Source organism: Variovorax sp. P4_B10, assembly GCF_056402375.1.
Genome location: NZ_JBFUHN010000034.1, coordinates 35,987 through 59,098, shown reverse-complemented (window position 1 = coordinate 59,098; position 23,112 = coordinate 35,987). Strand labels below are relative to the sequence as shown.

At 67.2% G+C, this 23,112-nt stretch carries 23 protein-coding genes; 12 read left to right on the top strand and 11 right to left on the bottom strand.

Annotated elements, in window-relative coordinates:
• Positions 1-101: 101 nt before the first annotated feature.
• From AC1DXX_RS17390 to AC1DXX_RS17365, 6 genes are read left to right on the top strand one after another with little or no spacing between them, the layout of a single operon-like run.
• The gene (locus AC1DXX_RS17390) at positions 102-1,283 is read left to right on the top strand and encodes an ABC transporter substrate-binding protein (RefSeq protein ID WP_478135454.1); all 1,182 of its coding nucleotides are present in this window, start codon (positions 102-104) and stop codon (positions 1,281-1,283) included.
• On the top strand, positions 1,284-3,113 hold the full coding sequence (locus AC1DXX_RS17385) for an ABC transporter permease (RefSeq protein ID WP_478135453.1): 1,830 nt from the start codon (positions 1,284-1,286) through the stop codon (positions 3,111-3,113). It abuts the gene before it with no gap.
• A gap of 14 nt (positions 3,114-3,127) precedes the next feature.
• Positions 3,128-3,706 carry an OsmC family protein gene (locus tag AC1DXX_RS17380; RefSeq protein ID WP_478135452.1) on the top strand — a complete coding sequence of 193 codons (579 nt, stop codon included), beginning with the start codon at positions 3,128-3,130 and terminating at the stop codon, positions 3,704-3,706.
• Entirely contained in the window at positions 3,690-4,538 is an 849-nt protein-coding gene (locus AC1DXX_RS17375) for an ABC transporter ATP-binding protein (RefSeq protein ID WP_478135451.1), read from the top strand. Before AC1DXX_RS17380 ends, AC1DXX_RS17375 begins: the two co-directional genes overlap by 17 nt.
• A complete protein-coding gene (locus tag AC1DXX_RS17370) occupies positions 4,535-5,383 on the top strand; it encodes an ABC transporter ATP-binding protein (RefSeq protein ID WP_478135450.1) in 849 nt (282 codons plus the stop codon). The genes AC1DXX_RS17375 and AC1DXX_RS17370 overlap by 4 nt, the downstream gene beginning before the upstream one ends.
• Positions 5,384-5,415: 32 nt before the next feature.
• Positions 5,416-6,306, top strand: a complete 891-nt coding sequence (locus AC1DXX_RS17365) for a VOC family protein (protein WP_478135449.1) — start codon at positions 5,416-5,418, stop codon at positions 6,304-6,306.
• Between the two features lie 366 nt (positions 6,307-6,672).
• On the opposite strand, the gene AC1DXX_RS17360 is transcribed toward AC1DXX_RS17365, so the two are convergent.
• Entirely contained in the window at positions 6,673-7,104 is a 432-nt protein-coding gene (locus tag AC1DXX_RS17360) for a winged helix-turn-helix transcriptional regulator (RefSeq protein ID WP_478135448.1), read from the bottom strand.
• 114 nt (positions 7,105-7,218) lie between these two features.
• On the opposite strand from AC1DXX_RS17360, the gene AC1DXX_RS17355 reads away from it, so the two are divergent.
• Positions 7,219-7,809, top strand: coding sequence for a dihydrofolate reductase family protein (locus AC1DXX_RS17355; protein ID WP_478135447.1), 591 nt, complete (start codon positions 7,219-7,221; stop codon positions 7,807-7,809).
• A gap of 124 nt (positions 7,810-7,933) precedes the next feature.
• Positions 7,934-8,395 carry an RcnB family protein gene (locus AC1DXX_RS17350; protein WP_478135446.1) on the top strand — a complete coding sequence of 154 codons (462 nt, stop codon included), beginning with the start codon at positions 7,934-7,936 and terminating at the stop codon, positions 8,393-8,395.
• Positions 8,396-8,470: 75 nt separating this feature from the next.
• On the opposite strand, the gene AC1DXX_RS17345 is transcribed toward AC1DXX_RS17350, so the two are convergent.
• Positions 8,471-8,629 carry a hypothetical protein gene (locus tag AC1DXX_RS17345; protein WP_478135445.1) on the bottom strand — a complete coding sequence of 53 codons (159 nt, stop codon included), beginning with the start codon at positions 8,627-8,629 and terminating at the stop codon, positions 8,471-8,473.
• 219 nt (positions 8,630-8,848) lie between these two features.
• Positions 8,849-9,793, bottom strand: coding sequence for a CysB family HTH-type transcriptional regulator (locus AC1DXX_RS17340; RefSeq protein WP_478135444.1), 945 nt, complete (start codon positions 9,791-9,793; stop codon positions 8,849-8,851).
• A gap of 167 nt (positions 9,794-9,960) precedes the next feature.
• Between AC1DXX_RS17340 and AC1DXX_RS17335 the strand changes: the two genes are divergently transcribed.
• The 3 genes from AC1DXX_RS17335 (at position 9,961) to AC1DXX_RS17325 (ending at position 14,668) form a co-directional block, all read left to right on the top strand.
• Positions 9,961-10,563, top strand: coding sequence for a TetR/AcrR family transcriptional regulator (locus AC1DXX_RS17335; protein ID WP_478135443.1), 603 nt, complete (start codon positions 9,961-9,963; stop codon positions 10,561-10,563).
• Positions 10,564-10,774: 211 nt separating this feature from the next.
• Positions 10,775-11,704 carry an alpha/beta hydrolase gene (locus tag AC1DXX_RS17330; protein ID WP_478135442.1) on the top strand — a complete coding sequence of 310 codons (930 nt, stop codon included), beginning with the start codon at positions 10,775-10,777 and terminating at the stop codon, positions 11,702-11,704.
• A 72-nt stretch (positions 11,705-11,776) separates the two neighbouring features.
• Positions 11,777-14,668: an SEL1-like repeat protein gene (locus AC1DXX_RS17325; protein ID WP_478135441.1), complete on the top strand. Its 2,892-nt coding sequence runs from the start codon at positions 11,777-11,779 to the stop codon at positions 14,666-14,668.
• Here the strand turns inward: AC1DXX_RS17325 and AC1DXX_RS17320 are convergent.
• On the bottom strand, positions 14,643-15,590 hold the full coding sequence (locus tag AC1DXX_RS17320; RefSeq protein WP_478135440.1) for a fatty acid desaturase: 948 nt from the start codon (positions 15,588-15,590) through the stop codon (positions 14,643-14,645). The genes AC1DXX_RS17325 and AC1DXX_RS17320 overlap by 26 nt on opposite strands.
• Before the next feature lie 217 nt (positions 15,591-15,807).
• On the opposite strand from AC1DXX_RS17320, the gene AC1DXX_RS17315 reads away from it, so the two are divergent.
• The gene (locus AC1DXX_RS17315; protein WP_478135439.1) at positions 15,808-17,463 is read left to right on the top strand and encodes a rhodanese-like domain-containing protein; all 1,656 of its coding nucleotides are present in this window, start codon (positions 15,808-15,810) and stop codon (positions 17,461-17,463) included.
• On the opposite strand, the gene minE is transcribed toward AC1DXX_RS17315, so the two are convergent.
• From minE to AC1DXX_RS17280, 7 genes are all read right to left on the bottom strand, one after another.
• Positions 17,420-17,698, bottom strand: a complete 279-nt coding sequence (gene minE / locus AC1DXX_RS17310; protein ID WP_478135438.1) for a cell division topological specificity factor MinE — start codon at positions 17,696-17,698, stop codon at positions 17,420-17,422. The two genes, AC1DXX_RS17315 and minE, sit on opposite strands and share 44 nt — an antisense overlap.
• A gap of 2 nt (positions 17,699-17,700) precedes the next feature.
• Positions 17,701-18,516 carry a septum site-determining protein MinD gene (gene minD, locus AC1DXX_RS17305; RefSeq protein ID WP_478135437.1) on the bottom strand — a complete coding sequence of 272 codons (816 nt, stop codon included), beginning with the start codon at positions 18,514-18,516 and terminating at the stop codon, positions 17,701-17,703.
• 64 nt (positions 18,517-18,580) lie between these two features.
• Positions 18,581-19,354 (bottom strand): septum site-determining protein MinC, encoded by a 774-nt coding sequence (gene minC, locus AC1DXX_RS17300; RefSeq protein ID WP_478135436.1) that lies wholly within the window; start codon positions 19,352-19,354, stop codon positions 18,581-18,583.
• Between the two features lie 121 nt (positions 19,355-19,475).
• Positions 19,476-20,762, bottom strand: a complete 1,287-nt coding sequence (locus tag AC1DXX_RS17295; protein ID WP_478135435.1) for a solute carrier family 23 protein — start codon at positions 20,760-20,762, stop codon at positions 19,476-19,478.
• A 66-nt stretch (positions 20,763-20,828) separates the two neighbouring features.
• Positions 20,829-21,413, bottom strand: a complete 585-nt coding sequence (locus tag AC1DXX_RS17290; protein WP_478135434.1) for a hypothetical protein — start codon at positions 21,411-21,413, stop codon at positions 20,829-20,831.
• Positions 21,414-21,433: 20 nt separating this feature from the next.
• Positions 21,434-22,558: a helix-turn-helix domain-containing protein gene (locus tag AC1DXX_RS17285; RefSeq protein ID WP_478135433.1), complete on the bottom strand. Its 1,125-nt coding sequence runs from the start codon at positions 22,556-22,558 to the stop codon at positions 21,434-21,436.
• 60 nt (positions 22,559-22,618) lie between these two features.
• Entirely contained in the window at positions 22,619-23,041 is a 423-nt protein-coding gene (locus tag AC1DXX_RS17280) for a hotdog fold thioesterase (RefSeq protein WP_478135432.1), read from the bottom strand.
• Positions 23,042-23,112: the final 71 nt, after the last annotated feature.

The following is a 23,112-nucleotide window of genomic DNA, read 5'->3' as shown; positions in this document are numbered from 1 at the left end:
GGAAAGCGCATAAGCCTCCCCGTTTTTGTTCGTTCCCCGCTCGGGGGCCGCGGCGAAGAATCGTTGCCCTGCACGCTCATTCATCACCGGGGTCCGACACCATGCCGCTGCTCAATCGCCACCGTTTCCTGCGCCATGTGGCCGCACTCTCTGCCGCCCTGCTGGCTGCGCCCATCGTGGCCTGGGCCGCGCCCGCCACCGGCGAACCGGTGTGGTTCGGCGTCAGCGGCCCGCTGACCGGGCAGAACGCGCAGTACGGCGCGCAATGGAAGGCGGGCTTCGACCTCGCGCTCGACCACGTCAATGCGCAGGGCGGCATCCATGGCCGGCCGCTGGCCTACAACTTCGAGGACAGCCAGAGCGATCCGCGCCAGTCGGTGGCCATCGCGCAGAAGCTGGTGAACGACAAGCGCGTGCTCATCGAGCTCGGCGATTTTTCGAGCCCGGCCTCGATGGCGGCTTCGCCGATCTACCAGCGCGCGGGCCTGGTGCAGCTCGGCTTCACCAACTCGCATCCTGACTTCACCAGGGGCGGCGACTTCATCTGGAGCCCGTCGATCAGCCAGGCCGACGCGCAGCCGCTGCTCGCCGAACTCGCGGTGAAGACGCTGGGCTTCAAGCGCATCGCGGTGCTCTACCTCAATACCGACTGGGGCCGCACCAGCAAGGACGTGCTCGTGAAGGCCGCGCAGGAGCGTGGCGCGCAGCTCGCGATCGCCGAGGGCTACCAGCCCGACGAGAAGGACTTCCGCTCGACGCTGGTGCGCGTGCGCGACGCCAACCCCGACGGGCTGGTGCTGATCTCCTACTACCCCGACGGCGCGCTTATCGCGGGCCAGGTGCGCAGCGTGGGCTTGAAGCAGCCGATCGCCGCGGTGGGCTCGGTGTACTCGCCGAAGTTCATCGAGCTCGGCGGCGCAGCGGTCAATGGCATCTACACCAACACCGCGTTCTATCCCGAAGAGCCCCGTGCCGAGGTGCAGGACTTCGTGAAGAGCTTCCGCGCGAAGTACGGCAAGGAGCCCGACGCCTTCAACGCCTACGCCTACGACGCCGTGGTGTACGCGGCGGCAGCGCTGCGCCAGGCCGGCCCGAAGGCGGACCGCAAGGCGGTGCGCGATGCGTTCTACAAGATCAAGGACGTGCCCAGCGTGATCTTCGGCAAGGCCAGCTTCGATCCGCAGACGCGCCGCGTGATCGGCGTGAAGAGCGTGAACCTGGTGGTGAAGGACGGCAAGTGGGCGCAGGTCGACGAGAAGGCGGCGCTGGCGTCGGCCAAATAGATGAGCTTCACCTCGTTCTTCGACCACACGGTCAATGGCCTGATCATCGGCAACATCTATGCGTTGCTGGCGGTCGGGCTCGCGCTGATCTTCGGTGTCTCGCACCTGATCAACTTCGCGCACGGTTCGGTCTACACCGTCGGGGCCTACATCGGCTGGGCCTCGATCACCTACCTGCACACGCCGTTGCCGGTGACCATCGCGCTCGTGGTGCTCGGTTCGGGCGCGCTCGGCATGCTGATCGAGCGCGTGGGGCTTCGGCCGCTGCAGGGCGCGGCGCGCATCGCACCGCTCCTGGCCACCATCGGCATCAGCTTCGTGCTCGACATCCTCGTGCAGCTGGTCTTCAGCCCCGATCCGCGCTCGCTGCCCACGCAACTGCCCGGCTGGCGCCTGCAGATCGGCACCGGCACTATCGGCGCGCTCGACCTGCTGATCGCGGGCATCGGCATCGCGAGTGCGGCCGTGCTGTTCGTCTTCCTGCGTTTCACGAAACTCGGCTGGGCCGTGCGCGCCACCGCGCAGGACCGCGATGCAGCGCAGCAGATGGGCGTGGACGTCGACCGCGTGAACCAGGCGGTGTTCGCCATCGCTGCGGCATTGGGCGGCCTCTCGGGCCTGCTCGTGGGCATGTACTACAACAACATCAGCCCGGCGATGAGCTTCCAGGCCACGCTCAAGGGCGTGGTGGCCACGGTCGTCGGTGGCGTGGGCAATGTGCCGGGCGCCATCGTCGGCAGCCTGCTGCTCGGGTTGATCGAGAGCTACGGCGTCGCGATCCTCGGCACGCCGTACCGCAACCTGTTTGCCTTTGCGCTGCTGCTGGTCATCCTGGTGTGGAAGCCCAACGGCCTCTTCGGCCGCAAGCGCGCGCTGCCGCCCGAGCCACTCACCGGCACCTTCATCGCGCCGAGCAAGCCCTGGCATGTGCCGCGACGGCTGCTCGTTGCGCTGGTCGCCGCAGCGGTGGCGCTGCCGCTCTTCGACCCGTCGCCGTACCTGCTGCAGACGCTCACCAACGCCTGGCTCTACGGTGCGCTGGCGCTGAGCCTCACGCTCGTGGCCGGCACCATCGGGCAGATCTCGCTCGGCCATGCGGGGCTGCTGGCCATCGGCGCGTACGCCTCGTCGCTGCTGGTGCTCGACCTGCACCTGCCGGTCGGAACGGGCATCGTGCTCGCGGGCATCCTCACATCGCTGATCGGCACCGCGCTGATCTTCCCGGCCTTCCGGCTGCGCGGGCACTACGTGTCGATCGCCACGCTCGGCATCGGCGAGATCGTGGCGCTCACGATCCTCAATTGGGAAAGCCTCACGCACGGGCCCATCGGGGTGTCGGGCATTCCGCCGCTCTCGCTGTTCGGGCGCGATGCGTCTTCGAACGAGGCGATCTACTGGACCTCGTTCGGCGCAATGGTGCTGCTCGCCTTGCTGCAATGGCGCCTCTTGCGTTCGCACCTGGGCCGCACCTTCCGCGCGGTGCGCGAAGACGAGGTGGCCGCGCGCGCCTACGGCGTGAGCCCCGACCGCTACAAGGCGCTGGCCTTCGGCTTCGGCGGCTTCGCGGCCGGCGTGAGCGGCGCCTTCACCGCGCACATGTATTCGTACATCAACCACGAGACCTTCGGCTCGCAGATCTCGATCCTCGCGCTCACGATGGTGATCCTCGGCGGGCTCGGGAACATCAGCGGCGCGCTGCTTGGCGCGGTGGCGCTCGTGAGCCTTCCGGAACTCTTCCGTATCACCGCCGAGTACCGCATGCTGATCTATGGCGTGGCGCTCCTCCTTCTCATCCGTTTCCGCCCGCAGGGTTTGCTGGGCACCGTCTGAAAGAACACCGCACCATGAGCCACCTCAACGACTACCTCGCCGAGAAACGCGCCGCCGTGCTGGCACGCAATGCCGCCATCGAAGCGGGCACCGCGCAGCCCCTGCAACTCAAGGCCAGCGTGAAGGCGGAAGGCCGCAGCGGCGTGCGCCGCCTGCGCATTCGCGACCACCAGGTCATCAGCGACAGCCCGCCCGATTTCGCGGGCTACAACCTCGGGCCCAGCTCGCCCGAACTGCAGCTCGGCGTGCTCGGAACCTGCGTCACGCACATCTTCCTGATCCAGGCCGCGGAGCGGCAGGTGCCGCTCGAAAGCCTCGAGGTCGAAGTGACCGGCCTCATCGATCCGCGCGGCGGCAAGCCGGGCCACGAGAAGACGCCGATCTGGCCGCACGAGATCGGCTACACGGTGCACATCGATTCGCCCGCGAGCCGCGAGGAGATCGACGCCTTGTTCGAAGCGGTCGAGCGCAACTGTCCCATCCTCAACCTGCTGCGCAACCCGCAGACCATCCGCGCCGAGGTGAAGCTGATCGACTCGAAGGCGGAAGCGGCCAACGCACCGCAGAAAGCGGGCGATGCCGTCGCTGCTTGAGATCCGCGGCCTCACGCGCCGCTTCGGTGGGCTCACCGCCGTGAACACGGTCGACCTGCAGGTGGGCGAGGGCGAGCTGCTCAGCGTGATCGGGCCCAACGGGGCAGGGAAGACCACGCTCTTCAACCTCGTGACCGGCCTCGACCGGCCCGATGCGGGACAGGTGCTTTTCGAAGGGCAGGACATCACCGGCCTGCCCGCGCAGCAGCTCGCGCAGCGTGGCCTGGCGCGCACCTTCCAGCACGGCCGCGTGTTCGCGAACCTCTCGGTGCTCGACAACGTGCTGGTCGGCGCGCACACGCGGCTGCGTGCCGTGAAACCGCGCCTCGGTGGCGTGCCCGGCCTGGGTGCGTTGGCTGAACTGGCGCTCGCGCTCGTGCAGCCTTCTGCCGTCCGGCGCGAGGAGCAGGCGCTGCGCGACGAGGCGCACGAGATCATCGCGCTCTTCGGCGAACGACTCGCGCCGCGCATCGACCATCCCGCCTACAGCCTCTCGTACGCGAACCGCCGCCGCGTCGAGATCGCGCGTGCACTCGCGCTCAAGCCACGCCTGCTGCTGCTCGACGAGCCCACGGCCGGCATGAACGAAAGCGAAACCGCAGAAATGCTGGAGATCATTCGCGGCCTCAAATCGCGCGGCCAGGCCATCCTGTTGATCGAACACAAGCTCGACCTCGTGATGCAGCTTTCCGACCGCGTGGCCGTGCTCGACGACGGCCGCAAGATCGCCGAGGGCCTGCCCGGCGAAGTGCGCAACGATCCCGCCGTGATCGAGGCCTACCTCGGCCACCGCCATGTCGGCGAGACGCAAGCAGAAGCGGTGCCCGCATGATCGCCACCGTCGCCCGCACCGGCCTTCTGACTCCCTCGCCCCTCCGGGGAGAGGGTTGGGGTGAGGGGCTGCCCGAACGCACCACGGCGCCCGCTTTCGATGAGACGAAGCAACCGCTTCTCCAGCTGCGCAAGATCAACAGCTTCTACGGCCCCGTGCAAGCCCACTTCGACCTCGACCTCGAAGTCCGCCGCGGCCAGATCGTGAGCCTGCTCGGCGGCAACGCCAGCGGCAAGTCGACCACGATGAAGATCGTGCTCGGCCTGCTCAAGCCGCGTTCCGGCGAAGTGTTTTTCAACGGCGAGTCGACGCTCGGCCTCGGCACGCCGCAGATCATCCGCAAAGGCATCGGCTCGGTCCCCGAGGCCCGCCGCCTCTTCCCCGCGATGACCGTGCGCGAGAACCTGCTGATGGGCGCCTATGCGCGCAGCGACCGCAAGGCCGTGGCCGAAGACCTCGAACGCATGCTCGAACTCTTCCCGCGCGTGGCCGAGCGCATCGCGTTCCAGGCCGGCACGCTCTCGGGCGGCGAGCAGCAGATGGTGGCGATGGCGCGCGCGCTCATGGGCCGCCCGCAGCTCATCTGCATGGACGAGCCCACCATGGGCCTGTCGCCGCTCTATGTCGACAAGGTGCTCGAACTCATCGCGCGCATCAACAGCCAGGGCGTCTCGGTCTTCATGGTCGAGCAGAACGCCAGCCTCGCGCTGCAGATCGCGCACCACGGCTATGTGCTGCAGACCGGGCGCATCGTCCTCTCGGGGCCGGCGCGCGAGCTGCTGGCCGATGCGCGGATCCGCGATGCCTACCTCGGCGGCGAGGGCGCTGCCCGCACCGCCTCTTGAGTGAACGAACCGACACAGGGAGAACAGACACCATGCCCTTGAAACTCGACCACATCGTGATCGCGGTGCACGACCTCGAACGCACCATCGCCGACTACGGCGCACTCGGCTTCCACGTGGTACGCGGCGGCGACCATCCGGGCCGCGCCACGCACAACGCGCTCGTGGTGTTCGGCGACGGCAGCTATCTCGAACTGATCGCATGGCGCGAGCCATCGCCCGCCGAGCGATGGTGGCAGTTGCTGCAACGGCATGGCGAAGGCATCGTCGACTTCGCGCTGCTGCCGCGCGACACCGCTGTCACCGTGGCCGACGCGAAGGCGCGCGGCCTCGCGCTCGAAGGCCCGCTCGATGGCGGCCGCGTGCGCCCCGATGGCGAACGCCTGCGCTGGCAGACGGCACGTCCGTCCTCGGCAGACTTGCCCTTCCTCTGCGGCGACCTCACGCCGCGTGCCTTGCGCGTGCCTGAAGGCGAGGTGCGCGTGCATGCCAACGGCACGCTCGGGGTTGCCAGCCTCGCGGTCGCGGTGCGAGACCTCGATGCCACGCTGGCGCGCTATCGCGCATTGCTCGGCACCGTGTCCGACGATGCCGCCACCCACATCGGCGAGCCGGTGGCCGTGCCCGGCAGCCATGTGCGCGTGGCGGTCATTGCACTCGGCAGCAGCGTGCTGGTGCTCTCTTCGCCGCGCGAGAACGCGGCGGTGGAGAAGGAGGGCGGCGATGCGCTGTCGCAGCGGCTGGCGGCGCGCGGCGAAGGGCCCTACGCGGTGGTGCTGCACACCGACGAACCGAAGTCCACCGGCGTGCTCGACCTGGCGGGCACCCACGGCGCGCTGATCGAGCTCGACCTGCCGCCGCTGGACCTCCACATGAAGCACGGCCCGCGCAGCGACCAGGCCAGCAGCCTGGTGGGAGGCTGACACCCATGAGCGCCGCGGTCCCCATTCCCCTCGACACCATCGACGCGCTGGCCGCGCCGGTCTATCCGTAGCCAGGCGCTGCCAACGCTGGAAACCGGCTGGCGAAATTGGCACGAAATGCGTGAAGAGCGGGGTGCGTGCACAGGACACCGGGTACTCCCCTCCGCGAATGTCCCCCGCTTCGGCTTCCGCCCCTCCTCCTTTGTTTCGCTGCGGGGAGCACCCGGTGCCCTGTGCACGAGGGCACGCTGTCGGTTTGCAGCCGATCAACCAGTGCTCTGAGCGATCACACCGTCGGCGTGATCGCGCCCCGAACAGCAGCGCCCCAAACGCGCATCGAGGCGAACAGAAAGGCAAGGTTTCATTTCATGCTGTTCCGCGCGGGCCCAGGTGCGCTTTGCGCAGTTCGGCCTGCATCTTCTTCTGCAGCGCGGCCCCGCCTTTTTCGAGCGCCGCCGCGGGCGCACCGCTTTCCTTGGTGGCCGGCCGGTACTTGCGCCCCCAGATGCCGATCTGCGTCACCACCGGCAGCAGGTCGATGCCCATCGGCGTGAGGCTGTAGATGGCTTTCTGCTTGTGCGTCGGGTCGTCGGTCTTGCTGAGCACGCCGTACTCGACGAGCTTGCCCAGGCGCTCGGTCAGGATGTTCGACGAGATGCCTTCCTCGGACTGCAGGAACTCCCTGAAGTGCCGCTTGCCCGCAAACATCATGTCGCGAACGATCAGCAGGCTCCAGCGGTCGCCGAAGACCTCGAGCGCGAGGTTGATGGGGCAGAGCGATTTCTGTTGGGTGGCCATGGGGATTTCCGGTGCGCTTGCAAAACTGCTTGCATTTTCGCATCAGTTGCCGAATACTGCGACTGCTTGCATTTAAAGATCAGTCGTACAACCCGGTCCCAAGGAGAATCATCCATGCGGAAGCTCATATTGCAGATGCAGATGTCCGTCGACGGCTGCGTCTCTCCCGCCAATGGCGATCTCGACTGGCAGGTGTGGGGCTGGGGCGACCGATGGGCCTGGGACGACAAACTGAAGGCCCGCTTCAACGCCGTCTTCGAAGGCATCGACACCATCCTGCTGAGCCGCAAGATCGTGGAAGAGGGCTACCTCGACCACTGGGGCCGCGCTGCGAAGAACCATCCGGCGAACCCGCAGTACGCCTTCGCGCAAAAGGTGGTCGATGCGCAGAAGGTCGTGCTCACCGGCAAGCTGAAGACCTCGCGCTGGGAGCGCACCGTCATCGCGCGCGGCCGCATGGCCGACGAGGTGAACGCGCTCAAGCGGCAGGGCGGCAAGGACATCATCGCCATCGGCGGCGTCGGCTTTGCGTCTTCGCTTGTCACGGAAGGGCTGGTCGACGAGTTCCAGTTCTTCGTGAATCCCACGGCCGTCGGCGGCGGGCGCTCCGTGTTCCACGACCAGCGCAAGGGCCACAAGCTGCGCCTGCTCGAGTCCACCAGCTACGAATGCGGCGTCGTGGTCAACCGCTATGCCCCGAATTGAAGGACAAGGCGCCGCGCCGATACCAGCGCTTACCTGATTTCACCTGACGGCGACCTGAAGTGCCCCGGCCAGACACAACGGCAACCCACAATGGACTCGTCATCAACGCATGAAGGAGTTCCAGATGATCATCAATTCAAAGAGCATGGCCGTCGCTGCTGCGGCGCTCGCGATGTGCATGGCCGCGGGAAGCGCCTTCGCACAAGACCGCCACTTCGATGGACGCTCCGGTGACGGCCGTCCTGGCGATGGCCGCTACGAGCAACGCCGTGACGACGACCGGGGGGATCGCAACAATTTCGAGCGCCGCGGTCCGCACCGCGAGTACCGGGACCACCGCGGCAACCAGGACTTCCGCGATGGCCGCCAGTTCGATCGCGGAGGCTTCCCGCAGCCGCATGCCGAATGGCGCCGCGGTGGCCGCGTGCCGGCCGAGTACCGTGGCCGCAACTACGTGGTGAACGACTGGCGCGCCTATCGCCTGCAGCCGCCGCCCCGCGGCTACCAATGGGTCGGCGTCGGCGGCGACTATGTGCTTGCAGCCGTTGCCACCGGCTTGATCATGCAGATCGTCGTGGGCCAATAGGCAGCCGGCGCATCGGCGACAACCAAAAGCCGCCACGGGCAACTGTGGCGGCTTTCTTTTTGGGGGCGCCGGTTCTCAGACCAGCGCGGTGGGCGCCGACTGGGCGCACACATTGCGCCCGGTGATGGTCAGCCGCAGGCCGCCACCATGCCACTCGAGCCAGTTAAGGCTCACATACGCGTCGATGTCGCTGTCGTCGATGCGGTCGGCCTGGCGGCTCTGCAGGAGTTCCACCGTGGCGGGCAGAGCCCGTTTCAACCGTTCTCGACGCTCCGCTGCATCTGCCGCCTTCTGGGCGGCCCTTGTTTGCTGTTGCTGCTGCTGCGGGGTCGATGCCATTGCTGATCCGTTCCGGAAGCCAAGGAATTAACCCGAATGTACGCCCCTTGTGTGAAGCCGCACGCTTTCTTTTAAACCCGGGTTGCCGCAAGCGTTGAATCTCTCGCACAAGCGCTAGATTTCATAGTGGGAGGCCTTGGCTTCATCGCCCAATGCCTTCTCGACGATGGCGCGCGTCAGGGTCGGCGCGAACGACTCGATGAAGGCATGGACGTACTTGCGCAGGTAGTTGCCGCGCCGCACCGCCAGCTTGGTGAGGTTGATGCCGAAGAGGCGCCCCGCATCGATTGCGCGCAGTTGCGTGTCGCGCTCCGCCTCATAGGCCACGCCGGCCACGATACCCACGCCGAGGCCCAGGTGCACGTAGGTCTTGATCACGTCGGCATCCATCGCGGCAAGCACGATGTTGGGCTGCAGCCCGCGCTGCTCGAAGGCCTCGTCGATGCGCGAGCGGCCGGTGAAGCCGGTGTCGTAGGTGATCAGCGGATAGCGCGTGAGCGCATCGAGCGTGAGCGGCGCGTCGAGCAGCGGATGGTCCGGCGGCACGATCACCGAATGGGTCCAGCGGTAGCAGGGCAGGGCGACGAGCTGCGGGTAGTCGCCGAGCGCCTCGGTGGCGATGCCCACGTCGGCTTCGCCGTCGATCAGCATCTGCGCGATCTGCTTGGGCGAGCCCTGGTGCAGGTGCAGTTTCACGTTCGGAAACTGCGCGCGGAATTCCTGCACGGCCACCGGCATCGCATAGCGCGCCTGCGAGTGCGTGGCGGCGATCGACAGCAGGCCGCTCTGCTGGGCGACGAACTCCTGCCCCGCATGCCGCAGGTTGCTGCTCTCCATCAGCATGCGCTCGATGATCGGCAGCACGTGGCCGCCCGGCTCGGTGAGCCCGGTCAGCCGCTTGCCGGCGCGCACGAAGAGCTCGATGCCGAGTTCCTCCTCGAGCTCGCGGATCTGCCGGCTCACGCCGGGCTGGGAGGTGTGAAGGGTGTGGGCGACTTCGGTCAGGTTGAAGCCGCAACGGACGGCCTCGCGTACCGAGCGCAGTTGTTGGAAGTTCATCTGGCGCGGAAGGATCGGGGCCCCGGTCGGGGCCGACTGGCGATTCTCGGCAGAAGCGCTTATGCGGGGAACGATGCGTTTGTTGGTTCCACATGAGCAAAACATCTTTACGACCCTTCGGGGCCGAGATGCTTGCAATTTCGCACGGCCGTGCTAAAGTTCGCCGCATGGACGCCAAGACCCAGAAAAGCGAACTCACCCGTGCCGCCATCGTGGGCGCGGCAATGGACCTCGCCCTGGCCGAGGGCCTGGAGGCGATCACGCTGCAGGCCATCGCGAGCCGCCTGGGGTTGTCCAAGAGCGGCGTGTTCTCCCGCGTGGGCTCGCGCGAGGCGCTGCAGAAGGCGGTGATCGAGGAGTACGGCCGCGGCTTCCTGGCCGATGTGTTCGTGCCCGCCATGCAGAAGCCCAAGGGCCTGGCACGGCTCAACGACATCGTGGCGCGCTGGATCGCCCGCACCCGCGACATCGAGGTCCAGAACGGCTGCCTCTACGTGGCCGGCGCCTTCGAGTTCGACGACCGCGAAGGCGAGCTGCGCGACATGCTCCTCGAGGAGATCACGCGCTGGCGCGCCGCCTTGCGCCGCACCGTGCTGCTCGCCGTCGAAACCGGCGAACTCAAGGCCGACACCGAACCCGCGCAGCTGGTCAGCGAGATCAGCGGGATCATGATGAACCAGCTGCACGACGCGCGCTTCCTGCGCGACCCCCATGCCGCCGACCGCGCCGCGCAGACGTGGCAGCGGCTCCTTTCCAGCTACCTCGCCTGAATCATGAGGCAGGCAAGTTCCTCTCGTCTTTCTTTGCAATAATTTCGCACAGCCGTGCGATAAACAGGAGAAGCGCCATGCTGATCATTGCCCTTTGCTTCGTCGTCTACGCCATCGCCCTCGGCATCGAGGCTACCCGCGACACGCTGCGCGGCCTGCCCCGCAGCAACCAGGACTGGGTCTGGTATTGAACCGGAAGGAGTCCACCGACATGACAAGCACTTCCGCCCCGGCGGCCACGCACGCTGCCCCCACGAACTACTACGGCGCCAGCCGGCTGATGCGCGCGATGCGCTTCGGCCTCGGCGCATCGCAACGCCTCTGGCCCGCGCTCGGCGTGCGCGCGGCCTACCGGGTGTTCGGCACGCCGCTGCCGCCCAAATGGCTGTACCGCGGACAGCACCCCGGCGCCGACTGGCGGCACGAGGCCTGGTCCTTCGAGCACGCGAGCCTCGGCATCTACCACCTGGCGGCGCAGGACTCGGGTGCGGAATCGGCGCCGGTGGTGCTGCTGGTGCATGGCTGGGGCGGGCACGCGGGCCAGATGCTGCCGTTGGCACAGGCCGTGGCCGCTGCCGGACTCAGGCCGGTGCTGCTCGAGCTCCCGGCCCACGGCCGCAGCGAGGGCACGGCCACCAACGGGGCGCAGTTCGCGCGGGCCATCGACTACGTGACAGCCAGGCTTGCGGCCGACGGCCATGCCTTGCGCGCGGTGGCCGCGCATTCGCTGGGTGCCAATGCGCTGGCCTACGCTGCGGGGCGCGGGCTGCCGGCCGAGCGCATCGTGCTGCTCGCACCGCCGGCCTCGCCGCGCGAGTACACACGCTACTTCGCGCACGCCTTCGGCCTCAGCGAGCAGACGCGCGCCGCGATGCAGCGGATGTTCGAGGCACGCGAAGGCGTGCTGATGCCGCAGTTCGAGCCGGCTCTCGCCGGCCCGCGCATCACGCAGCCGACGCTGATCGTGCATGACCGCGACGACCGCGTGAACCGCTTTGCCGACGCCGAGGCCTATCGCGATGCGATCGCCGATGCGCAACTCGTCGCCACGCAGGGCTGGGGCCATCGCCGCATCCTCAAGGAGCAGGCGGTGCTGGCACAGGTCACGCAATTCGTGGCGCAGTCCCCGGTGGCCGTGTGAGCGTGAAGGCGCGTCTCTAAACTAGAGGCCACCCATGGCCTTTCGCCATGGACGACACATGCACCACCGCACATGGGTAATCGCTCCTGGCTCCATCTCGAACACAGTTCTCCCGACGCCGATGACGAGGCCTCGGCCACCGAAATCGCCGAGGCCAACAACAACTTTCCCATCCTCTGGCAGATCCTGCTGGCCGATGGTGCGGCCGGCGAGGCCATCGACCACCAGCGCGTCTTCGGCGACGCCGGCACCGACAACCTGACCAGCGATGCGCATGCCGCGCTCGCGCGCATCCGGCAACTGCGCTCTTTTGTCGAACGGCATCCGATGCTGCACACGCTGCCGCAGATCGCGCTGCAGTTCGAGGCGCTGGCATTGCACCTGGCCGCGCTGATCGACGAGGCTCCGGCCGGCACATCGCCGCGCCTTTCGGCCAACCTCGACGAGCTGTCCTGGCTGGACGGCGAATCCGAAGGCGAGGGCTTCATCGAACGCTGCCGCCGCGAATGCAACGAGCGGTGGGCCGAGGTTCGGCGCTGCATCGACGGCGGCAACCACCCCGGCGCCGATGCGGCGCTCGGCATCAAGCGCTTCGCGGACTGGGAGGCCTGGGCCTGGCAGTTCGGCTTCGGCGGCATCTCGCATCCGTACTTCAATGGCTACGAAGCGCCGCGCGACGAGCGCTTTGCCGACTTCCAGCCGGAAGAAACCGATGCAGGCGACGAAGACAGCGACTGGGACAACCACCTCGCCGGGGAACTCTGGCGTTTCGAGGTCGATGGCCGCTGGGGCGTGCGCCTCTCGGACGACACCGGCAAGCGCACCGTGGTCGAGCCCGCGTGGGACGAGATCCGCCACGCCGGCGCGGCCGATCCGCGCCTGCTCTGGATCTCGCTCGGCGAACATACCGGCCTGCTGCTCGCCGATGCCGACGCGCCGCGCGTGCTGCTCGAACCCCAGCTCGACGAGGTCTGGGACTTCGAGGACGACATTGCCACGGCCATGGTCGGCGACGACATCGGCCTGCTGCGCACCGACGGCACCTGGCTGCTGAAGCCTTCGGTCGACGAAATCTGGAGCTTTGCCGCGGGCCTGGTGCGTGCCCGCGTGGGCGAGCGCATTGGCTACATCGACCTGCAGGGCCAATGGGCCATCGCGCCGCAGTTCGACGAAGCCGAAGACTTCGCGTCCTGCGGTCTCGCGCCCGCGCATGCCGAGGCCGGCTGGGGGCTGGTGCGCGCCTCCGGCGAATGGGCCGTGCCGCCGGGGTTCGATGCCATCGCGTGGCATCACGACTGGGAGGCCTTCGAAGTCACGCGCGACGCAAAGGCCGGGCTGGTCGACGCGCAAGGCCGCCTCGCGATCGAACCGCTGTACGAGCAGATCGAACTGCTCGAGGAATATCCCGTCGAGCTGCTGGAGCCCGCCGGTGCTGCGGCGGAAGGCAAACCCGAGCCCCGGCCGAAGCGCTTCGCCGTGCAACGCGCCGAGGGCCAATGCGGCCTGATCGATGCGCGGGGCCGTCTGCTCGTGCCCTTCGACTACGGCCTGTTCGAGACACTGGAACCCCTGACCGGCGAGGAGCGTGCACACACCCTGGCCAGGCGCGACCTGGTGCGCGTGGCCTCCAAGGGCGGCCGCAAGGCAAAGAACGCGCCCTGGCTGCGAGGCATCTACGACATCGGCGCCGGCCGCGAGCTGGTGCCTTGCCGGCACCGGACGATCCAGTCGCTGGCCTGGGGCACGCAGGACATCGGCTGGCTGGTCGCCGAGCCGCTGCCGCGCGCCGCGAAGGCCGCCAAGGGGCAACTGGCCGTGGGCATCCTGCGCGCGGACGGAACCACGCTGCATCCGCAGGCCTATCCATGGATCGCCACGGCGGTGTCGGTCACCGATGGCTGGTACGCCGTGCTGGTCCGTTCGGAGCTGCGCAAGCGATGGAGCGCCGGCGAGCCGGTGAAGGCCGCGCGCAACGACCGCGACGTGTACGTCTGGCTGCATGCCGATGGCCGCGAGCAATCGCACACCGAGCAGATGGCCGCGCGCCACGCCGCCGGCGACATGCAGGCGGCCTATGAACTGGCCTGCCACCTGCGCGACGGCGAGGGCGTCGAGGCCGATCCGCTGGAAGCCCTCCGCTGGATGGCGCGCGCCGCCGGCGTGCGTGAGCCCGGCGATGCACCCGCGACGGCGTCGCCCGATGGCCTGCCCAAGGCCATGCGCGAACTCTCGACGATGCTGCGCAGGGATACGGCGGGCATCGGCGCCAATGCCGCCGCCGCGCGCGCCTGGCTCCTGCACGCCATCGCGCACGGTGGGGCGGACGACGCGGACACGCAGGCCCAGCTCGGCTACGTGCTGTGCGAGGGCGTGGGCGGCGAGCGCGATCCGGAGCGGGGCGTACGGCACTACGAGGCGGCCGCCGGGCAGGGCAGCGCGATGGCGCTCCACAACCTCGGTGTGGCGTACAAGTTCGGCGAACACGGCAAGCCCGACCTCGAACGCGCGATCGGCTACTTCCGCCGCGCCGACGAAGCCGGCGATGCCGAAGCCACGCTGCAGCTCGGCACCACGCTGCGCGCGCACGCGCAGGCGTTGGCCGGACAGGGCCGCGGGGATGCGGAGGTGAATGCCCTCCATGCCGAAGCCGTCTACGCCCTGCAGAAGCTGGCGGAGGACGACGAGAAGCGCCTGCAGGGCTGGGCCTGCTACGAGCTGGGCCTGATGCGTTTCCATGGCCAGGGCGCGCCGAGCGACGCCGCCGGGGCCGAGCGCTGGCTGCTCGTCGGCGCCGCGCTCGACGACTGCGAAGAAAACCTCGAAAGCCAGCGTCCCTGCATCGAGGCCCTCGCGGAGCTGCTCTATGGCGACCCCGACAGTCCGCTCTTCGACGAGGGCAAGGCCCGCGGGTGGACGCAGCGCCTGGAGGCGCTGCCCGCTACCACGTCGGATGAACAGGCGTGAACACCGGCCTGAACAGGTGCCGCCGCACGATCTCGCCGTAGCCGCGGTAGTAGAAATTGCCGTTCGCTTCCAGCACCGCCGCGCGGTGGCGCCGGAAGTACACCGGGATCTCGTACCACGGCATGGTCGGCGCACGATGGTGCACATGGTGCAGGTTGTTGAACAGGTAGAGCAGCCCGAAGACGAGGTTCGATTCGACGATGGCCACGCGTTCGTGCGGCGTGTCGGCCCAGCGGTGCTCGGTGAAGGTGCGCAGCGACCCCAGCATCATTCCCGGGTAGACGAAGTACAGCAGGTAGTCGCTCAGGCGCATGCCGCAGACCGCCGTCACCCAGTACAGCACCGGCGCGACGCTCAACGCATGCCAGCCCCAGGTCGGCAGGCGCGAGAAATCGCCTGACAGCACCTGCCCGAACTCGAAGCGCACCAGCTTCCACAGCCACAGGAAGGGGCCGAGCACGACGCGGAACGCGATCGTCTGGTTCGCCATGTAGACCCAGCGCCGGAACGGGCCGTAGCCCGCCCACGCGGGCGCCGAGTGGTAGGCGCTCTCGGTGTCGCGCTCCGGGTGCGTGAGGTGGAAGTTGACGTGGTGCGCGCTGTGGCCGCGGTTGTAGAACGGATACGGCAGCCAGAGGTTGAGCGGAGGCCACACCACCGCGTGGCGCAGCCACGTCGGCAGGTGGCGCATCGCGTGGATGCTCTCGTGCTGCAGCGAGAAATGCAGCTGCGCGAGAAAGCCGCCCAGCAGGAACAGCGCCCAGCCCGGCACCGCCGCATGCCACCACAGCAGCGCGGCCCAGGCGCCATACAGCGCGACGGCCAGCAGCAGCGTGGGCACTTCGCAGTGCCACCACCAATGCCGGCGCGTGCCGGCAGTGGCGCGCGTCGGTTCGATGGACGGTTCGGCAGTCGATGGCATGGGGCGGACGCAAAGGACTGCGATCCTAGGCATGAAGAACCGGGCTGCATGCGCGCTTTTCGCATAAGCATGGTCGTGAAACTTCCTTCCTGCTTCCGTCCGTCGGGGCCTACGCTTGATGGCTTTGCTGCGCTGGCACCGCATGGAGCTCGTTGTGTGTGATTCGGGCGCGCCCCGAACAACAGCGTCTCGAAACACAACGCAGTGGACAACCGAAATGAGCCGGACCCCGAAGAAGACCATCGTCCCCGCCGAGTTGCAGGCCCTGCTGCTGGCCGAGCCCGCGACCGAGCTGGCGCTGCTCGACGTGCGCGAAACCCGCTGGTTCGTGCAGCGCCACCCCAACCTCGCGCGCAATGCGCCGCTCAGCGGGCTCGAACTGCAGATCGGTGCGCTCGTGCCGCGACGTTCCACGCCCGTGGTGCTCTGCGACGACTACAGCGTGCCCGACGGCGCCGCGCAGGCCGCGGCGGCCCTGCTCGCGCGCCTCGGCTACACGGACGTGCGCACGCTCGACGGCGGCCTGCAGCGCTGGGTGACCGAGGGCCTGCCTGCCATCGACGGCTACGGCACGCTGGTCAAGGCCTTCGGTGATCGCGCACGCCTGCACTACGGCACGCCGGGCCTGCGCGTCGACGTCTTGCGCGCACGCCAGCGCGAAGGCCTGCCGACCACGCTGGTCGACGCTCGGCCGCGTGCGGAGTTCGAGTTCCTCTCGCTGCCAGGCGCACGCAACCACGCCGGCACCGAGCTTGCGCTGCACCGCTTCGAGCCGGGCGATCCCGAGCATGTGTGGGCCGTCAACTGCTTCAGCCGCACGCGCGGCATCATCGGCGCCACCACGCTGCGGCTGCTCGGCCGCGCGCCCGACGCGGTGTTCGTGGAAGACGGCGTGATGGCATGGGGCCTGCAAGGCGCGCCGACGGTGCAGAACGCCATCCCCGGCGACGCGCTGCCGCCCGAGGCCCCCGAGGTACTGCGTCGCATCGCCGACGCGCTGCTCGAACGCTTCGCCCTTCCCGTGGCCGATGCCGCACAGCTCGCGTGCTGGCGCGGCGACGACACGCGCACCCTTTATGTCTTCGACGTGCGGCCCGCCGCCGACCCGGCCTTCGCGGGCACAGCGGTGCAGCAGGTGCCCGGCGGCCAGCTGTTCATGCATTTCGAGAACCTCGTCGGCACGCGCGGCGCCCGCATCGTGCTGATCGACGATCCGGCGCATCGCCTGCGCGCCGCGGTCACGAGCTTCTGGCTGACGCAGCTCGACCAGGCCGAGGTCTACGTCTACGACGGCGCGCTCTCGCCGGAGCAGGCGCCTCCCGCGCCGCCGGCCACGGCGGCGGACGCCCCTGCGCCACTCGACGCCGCGGCGCTCGCGCAACTGCGCAGGAACGGCGCGGTGACGGTGATCGACGTCGGTGCCAGCCTCGAGTACGAGCGCGGCCATTTGCCGGGCGCTCTCTACATGCTGCCGGCCTCGCTGGACCCGCTGGCCTCGCATGCCGTGGCCGGGCGCACGCTGGTCTTCACTTCACCCGATGGCGCGGCCGCACGACGCGTCGCGCGCGACGCCCGGCAGTGCTGGCCGGGCTCGGGAGCGGTGTTCACCTGGCTGGAGGGCGGCACGGCCGCCTGGAAGGCCTCGGGACGGCCTCTGTCGACCGCCTTCGTACCGGCGCAGCTTCTCACCCCTTTCGACGACGACTGGGGCTCGGTCATGCGCGTGTTCGGCCCGCGCCGCGACGCGGTCTGGGCCGACTATCTTGCCTGGGAGCGTGCGCTGGCCGAACGGGTCCTGCAGGACCCGTCGGTGCGCTTCCGCTTCTTCCCTATCGCGCCGGCGCAGGCGTCGGGTCGGGCAGCTCGATCTTGATGTCGAGCACTTCGAGGTTGTCCTGGGTTTCCAGGTGAACCTTGATGTCGTTCGCGTTGATCGACACGTACTTGGAAATCACCGCCACCAGCTCGCGCTGGAGTTCGGGCAGATAGTCGGGGCGCTTCTTGCCGCTGAGGCTGGAGCGCTCATGCGCGAGGATGATCTGCAGGCGCTCTTTCGCGACGCTTGCAGTCTTCTTCTTCTCGCCGAGCAGGAACGAGAGAAACGACATGCCTACTTGCCTCCGAAAATCCGCTTGAAGAAGCCCGGCTTCTCGGCGTCGACGAAGCGCATCGGCTTCTCTTCGCCGAGAAAGCGGGCCACCACGTCGCTGTAGGCCTGCGCCACATCGGTGTCCTTGTCGTGGATCGCGGGCACGCCCTGGTTGGAGGCGTGCAGCACGCTTTCCGACTCGGGGATCACGCCGATCAGCTTGATGCGCAGGATGTCCTGGATGTCTTCCAGCGAGAGCATCTGGCCGCCCGCCACCCGGTTGGGGTTGTAGCGGGTGATCAGCAGGTGCTCCTTGATCGGGTCGCCGCCTTCCTTGGCGCGCTTGGTCTTGCTGCTGAGCATGCCCAGGATGCGGTCCGAGTCGCGCACCGAGGAGACTTCGGGGTTGGTCACCACCAGCGCCTCGTCGGCGAAGTGCATGGCCATCATCGCGCCGGTCTCGATGCCCGCGGGCGAGTCGCAGACGATGTAGTCGAAGTCCATCGCGGCGAGGTCGTTCAGGATCTTCTCGACGCCCTCTTGCGTCAGCGCTTCCTTGTCGCGCGTCTGCGAGGCGGCCAGCACGAACAGGTTGTCGCACTGCTTGTCCTTGATGAGTGCCTGGCTCAGGTTGGCCTCGCCCTGGATCACGTTGATCAGGTCGTACACCACGCGGCGTTCGCAGCCCATGATCAGGTCGAGGTTGCGCAGGCCCACGTCGAAGTCGATCACGGCCGTTTTCTTGCCCGCGAGCGCGAGGCCGGATGCGAAGCTGGCGCTCGTGGTCGTCTTGCCGACGCCACCCTTGCCCGAGGTCACCACCACAATTTTGGCCATGGCCATTCCTTCTTGTTTCGATTCTGTTGTTGGTTGTCAGATGCGCCGCGTTCCGTGAGGTCAGTCAGGGAATGGCGTCGATCGCAATTTTCTTGCCGTCCAGGCGCACCTGGGCCGACTTGCCCAGCACCGCATCGGGCAGCGGCACCTCGTTGGTGCGGTAGATGCCGGCGATGGCCACCAGCTGCGCTTCCATGCAGGTCGAGAAGATGCGCGCCTCGGTGTTGCCGCGTGCGCCCGCGATCGCCTTGCCGCGCAGCGGCGCGTACACATGCACGTTGCCGTCGGCGATGACTTCGGCGCCGAAGCTCACCACGGCTGTCACCACCACGTCGCCGCCGCGGGCGTAGATCTGTTGGCCCGAGCGCAGCGGCTTGTCGATCAGCAGGGTGCCATTGGCCGGCACCGGCACCTCGCGCACGATCTGGGGGGCCTCCGATGCGGCCGGGGCTTCGGCCGGCGGGGCCGGAGGCCGGGGCGCGGGGGCCGAGGGCATGGCGGCCAGCGAGAGGCCGGCGGCGCGCGCCGCGGCGTTCTGGGCGGCATTGCCGCCGCGCACCGCGATCGGCTGGGTCTGGTGGCGCGCCAGCAGGCTGCGCAGCGCGGCGAAGTCGAGGTCGGCGGTGGCTTCGCCGTCCTCGCCCTGCGCTTGCAGCTGCGAGAGGTCGATCACCACCGGCTCCTGCTCGAAGAAGTCGGGGGAGTCGGCCAGCTGGGCGTCGAGCGCTTCGGCGAGGACCTCCAGATCGGACGTCTTGAGGATCACTGCGATCAGCGGCAGCGTGGCGCTCTTGAATTCGAAAACCGCCTTGGTGCGCGCGGCGGAGACATCGGCCATTGGAAAACGTCGGTGCGAAAAGCGTTGGAGTCTAACGGGCGCGGGCTTCCGGCCGGTGACCGGCCCCCGCTTCAACCGCTCCAGACAACACTTCTTGCACGACGTTGCACTTTTCAAACGCTCAGGCGTTGCGCGATCTGCCCAGCAGTGCGTAAAGAATGATCGCCCCGAAAGTCGCGGTTCCGATGCCACCCAGCGCGAAGTCGCCGAACTTCAGCGTGAAGTCGCCCGTGCCGATGATCAGCGTGATCGCGGCCACGATCAGGTTCTTGTTCTGCGAGAAGTCGACCTTGTTGTCGACCCAGATCTTGGCGCCCGCGATGGCGATCAGGCCGAACACCACGATGCTCACGCCGCCCATCACCGGCAGCGGAATCGCCTGGATCAGCGCGCCGAACTTGGGGCTGAAGCCCAGCACCAGCGCGATCAGCGCCGCCACCACGAACACCGCCGTCGAGTAGATGCGCGTGGCCGCCATCACGCCGATGTTCTCGGCATAGGTGGTCACGCCCGTGCCGCCCGCGGCGCCGCTCACCACCGTGGCGATGCCGTCGCCGATGAAGGCGCGGCCCATGTAGGGGTCGAGGTTGCGGCCGGTCATCGCGGTCACCGCCTTCAGGTGGCCAAGGTTTTCCGCCACCAGGATGATCGCCACGGGCGCGATCAGCAGCATCGCGTTGGCCGTGAACACCGGCGCGGTGAAGGTCGGCATGCCGAACCAGGCCGCATTGGCGATGCCGCTCAGGTCCAGCGGCTTGCCCATGCCCAGGATGTTCGTCAGCACCGCATAGACCGCGGTGGCCAGGATCAGCCCGACCAGGATCAGGAGGCGCTGCAGCATGCCGCGCGCGAACACAGCGACCAGCCCCACGCAGAGGAAGGTCACGGCCTGCATCCAGGCGTCGAAATTGCTGGCCGCCATGTTCTTGATCGGCACGCTGGCCAGGTTGAGCCCGATCACCGCCACCACGGCACCGGTGACCACCGGCGGCATGAAGCGCTCGATCCAGCCCGTGCCGATGGCCTGCACCAGGGCCCCGATCAGGATATAGACCACCCCGCAGGCCACGATGCCCCCCAGCGCCACCGCGATGTTGGCGTTGGGCCCCTTGCCCGCATAGCCGCTGGCCGCGATCACCACGCCGATGAACGCGAAGCTCGAGCCCAGGTAGCTGGGCACCTTGCCGCCGGTCACGAAGTAGAAGATCAGCGTGCCGATGCCGCTCATCAGGATCGCGATGTTGGGGTTGAAGCCCATCAGGATCGGCGCCAGCACCGTGGCGCCGAACATCGCGATGACGTGCTGGATGCCCATCGCGCCCGTCTGCAGCCAGGGCAGCCGTTCGTCGGGCGCGATGACGGCGCCTTTGGCCAGTGTGGACACCGGCTTTTCAGTCCAGTTGAACATTTCTTGTCTCCTCTTGTTTTACGTTGCTAAAGGGTGGCGCTTGAGTCCTGCCCGCTGGGCTTGCGGTCAACGATCTGTCGGTGGGCCGAAGATTCTCCCGAATACTGTGTGCTTCACCGCCTGCCACGTTGCTGGCGCATCCCCGTTGTTTTCGACGGCTTCGTAGATCTCGCGGACCAGTTCATTGCCAATGAATTTCGCACTGAGCATCTTCTTCAGCAATTCGTGCCCGTGCCACACCTCGATCTCGAAGGTCGCTGCCAATTCATGCATCGGAAGATCATCGGTAACGACGATCACTTCTCTCAACTGGCCGAACGCAAGAAGCTTGCAGTCGGTACTCGATGGAGGACTTCGATGTCGCCCCAGAAAACGAGCGGGGTCCGATAGAACGAAGCCGTGCAGCACGCTTGCTGCGGCTGCCAATGCATCTTTCTCGTCTTGGGTGAGGCGTATCGTCTTGGCGAGGCGCTCGGTTGCAAGGTCGGGCGCATCGAACCAGGGAAATTTGGATTGAAGGCGTGGGTTGCGATGAACCTCGTCCTCCACGTCGCGCAGAACCGTCAGGACATATTCCTTCTGCCCAAACTTCTTTCCCAATAGCGGCTTGATGCGCTTTGCCAAGCGCAAATAGGCGTTGGTGTCGAGCAAGACAAGAGTCGTCAACTCGCTCAAGCTCCACCAAGGGCCTCGAACAGCGCGATCCCGTCTCGCAAGGGAACGTCGAGCAGCTGCTGGACGTAACGTTCGCTGCCGCCGCGCTCATTCAGCAGACGTTGGAGCGCGACGAAGAAGTTCGATTGGAAAAGCTTGGCGGTGAGCGCGATCAACTCTTCTGGCTTCGGTGGCCCAGGTTTGAAAAGGGTGGCGCTGACCAACTCTCCTCGCTGGCTATTGCGCAGCGCATGAAGCGACTTTTCGTCGACGGACAACGGTGTCAGTCCCCTGGATTGCGCGAAACCCTGTGTCTCGCGGAAGACCGTGTAAACCGAGATCGAATGCTCGCTAGCACTGCGCTGCAAAACGGCTATCTGTCCTTTCGCCGAACGAGCGCGCAATGCATCCGCATAAACCTGCTCTGCGCAAGCCTGCGGAAAGAGCAAAGCACCGGCAAATGCATCCGCAAAATCTTCGCCTTCCTCTGTGCCCGCAAGCGCTGGTGTGTAGACATGCGCCAACTCGTGTGCCATCCAGAACTTGAAGTCTTCCAAGCGCGTATCGAGATTCAGGTAGACGAACGTCACGCTCTCGGCACGAAGAAGAATGTGAAGTGCGTTCTTATGGTTCTGCTTCTCACCCCACAGCACCGGGACCAAGATTGCGTCGTTCTGCTTGAATTCGCCGATCAAGTGCGAATACTCGAGAACTGCCAAGGCGCCGATCCCAATCTTGGCGCGAACCTGCGACGCCGCAACCTGCAGGGGTGCATAGTCGGTGGAGGGCGAGGGAAGCAGCGTGTGCAGCGCGCGCTGTTCCGGTAGATAGCGGATCAAAGGCTTTAACAACTCGCCCATGCCGCGCGCTTTGACGATGTGTTCGTCGGTCGTTTTTGCGCCGGCTTTTTTCCGGAAAGCAATAACGGGTTGGTCTGCGGATGGTGTGATGAGCTTGTCGAAGCCCAGCTTTAACGTAGACGCCAATTTCAGAAGTTTGGCTGGGCTTGGAAAGGTCTCCCCTTTGAGCCAGAGCGACACGAGTTGGGGCGACTCGCCCAATTGTTTTGCCAGTTGTGCCTGAGTCCAGCCACGGTTTGCGAGTGCCGATTTGATGGACTCGCTGTGGATAACTTTGTGCATAGCCGGTGGATTATGGAGCCACGGGCCAGCGAAATCAAGTTTTATCAAGTCAAAGCCAGCTCAACGCGGCTGCAACACCGCCATCGTGATGCGCGACACGCAGGTCAGCTCGCCCGCCTCGTTCGTCAGGTCGATCTGCCAGACCTGCGTGCTGCGGCCGCGGTGCACCGGCCGCGCCGTGCCGATGACCCAGCCGCTGGTGACCGCGCGGATGTGGTTGGCGTTGATGTCCAGGCCCACGGCGCGGTCGCCTTCGGGGGCCGAGTAGTGCGCGCCGCAGGAGCCCAGCGTTTCGGCCAGCACCACCGACACGCCGCCGTGCAGGATGCCGTAGGGCTGGCGGGTGCGCTCGTCCACCGGCACGCGGGCGCGGATGAAGTCGTCGCCCACCTCGAGGAACTCCATGCCCAGCGTGGACACGGCGGTGCCCACGTGGTTGCGGGTCAGTTCCTCGATCGAGATCTCTTTTTTCCAGATGCGCATTCGGTTGTCTCCGCTACAGGGTTCCGGAAACTATAGCGATGGCGGCTGACAAACGCAGTCGCCTTTGCGTG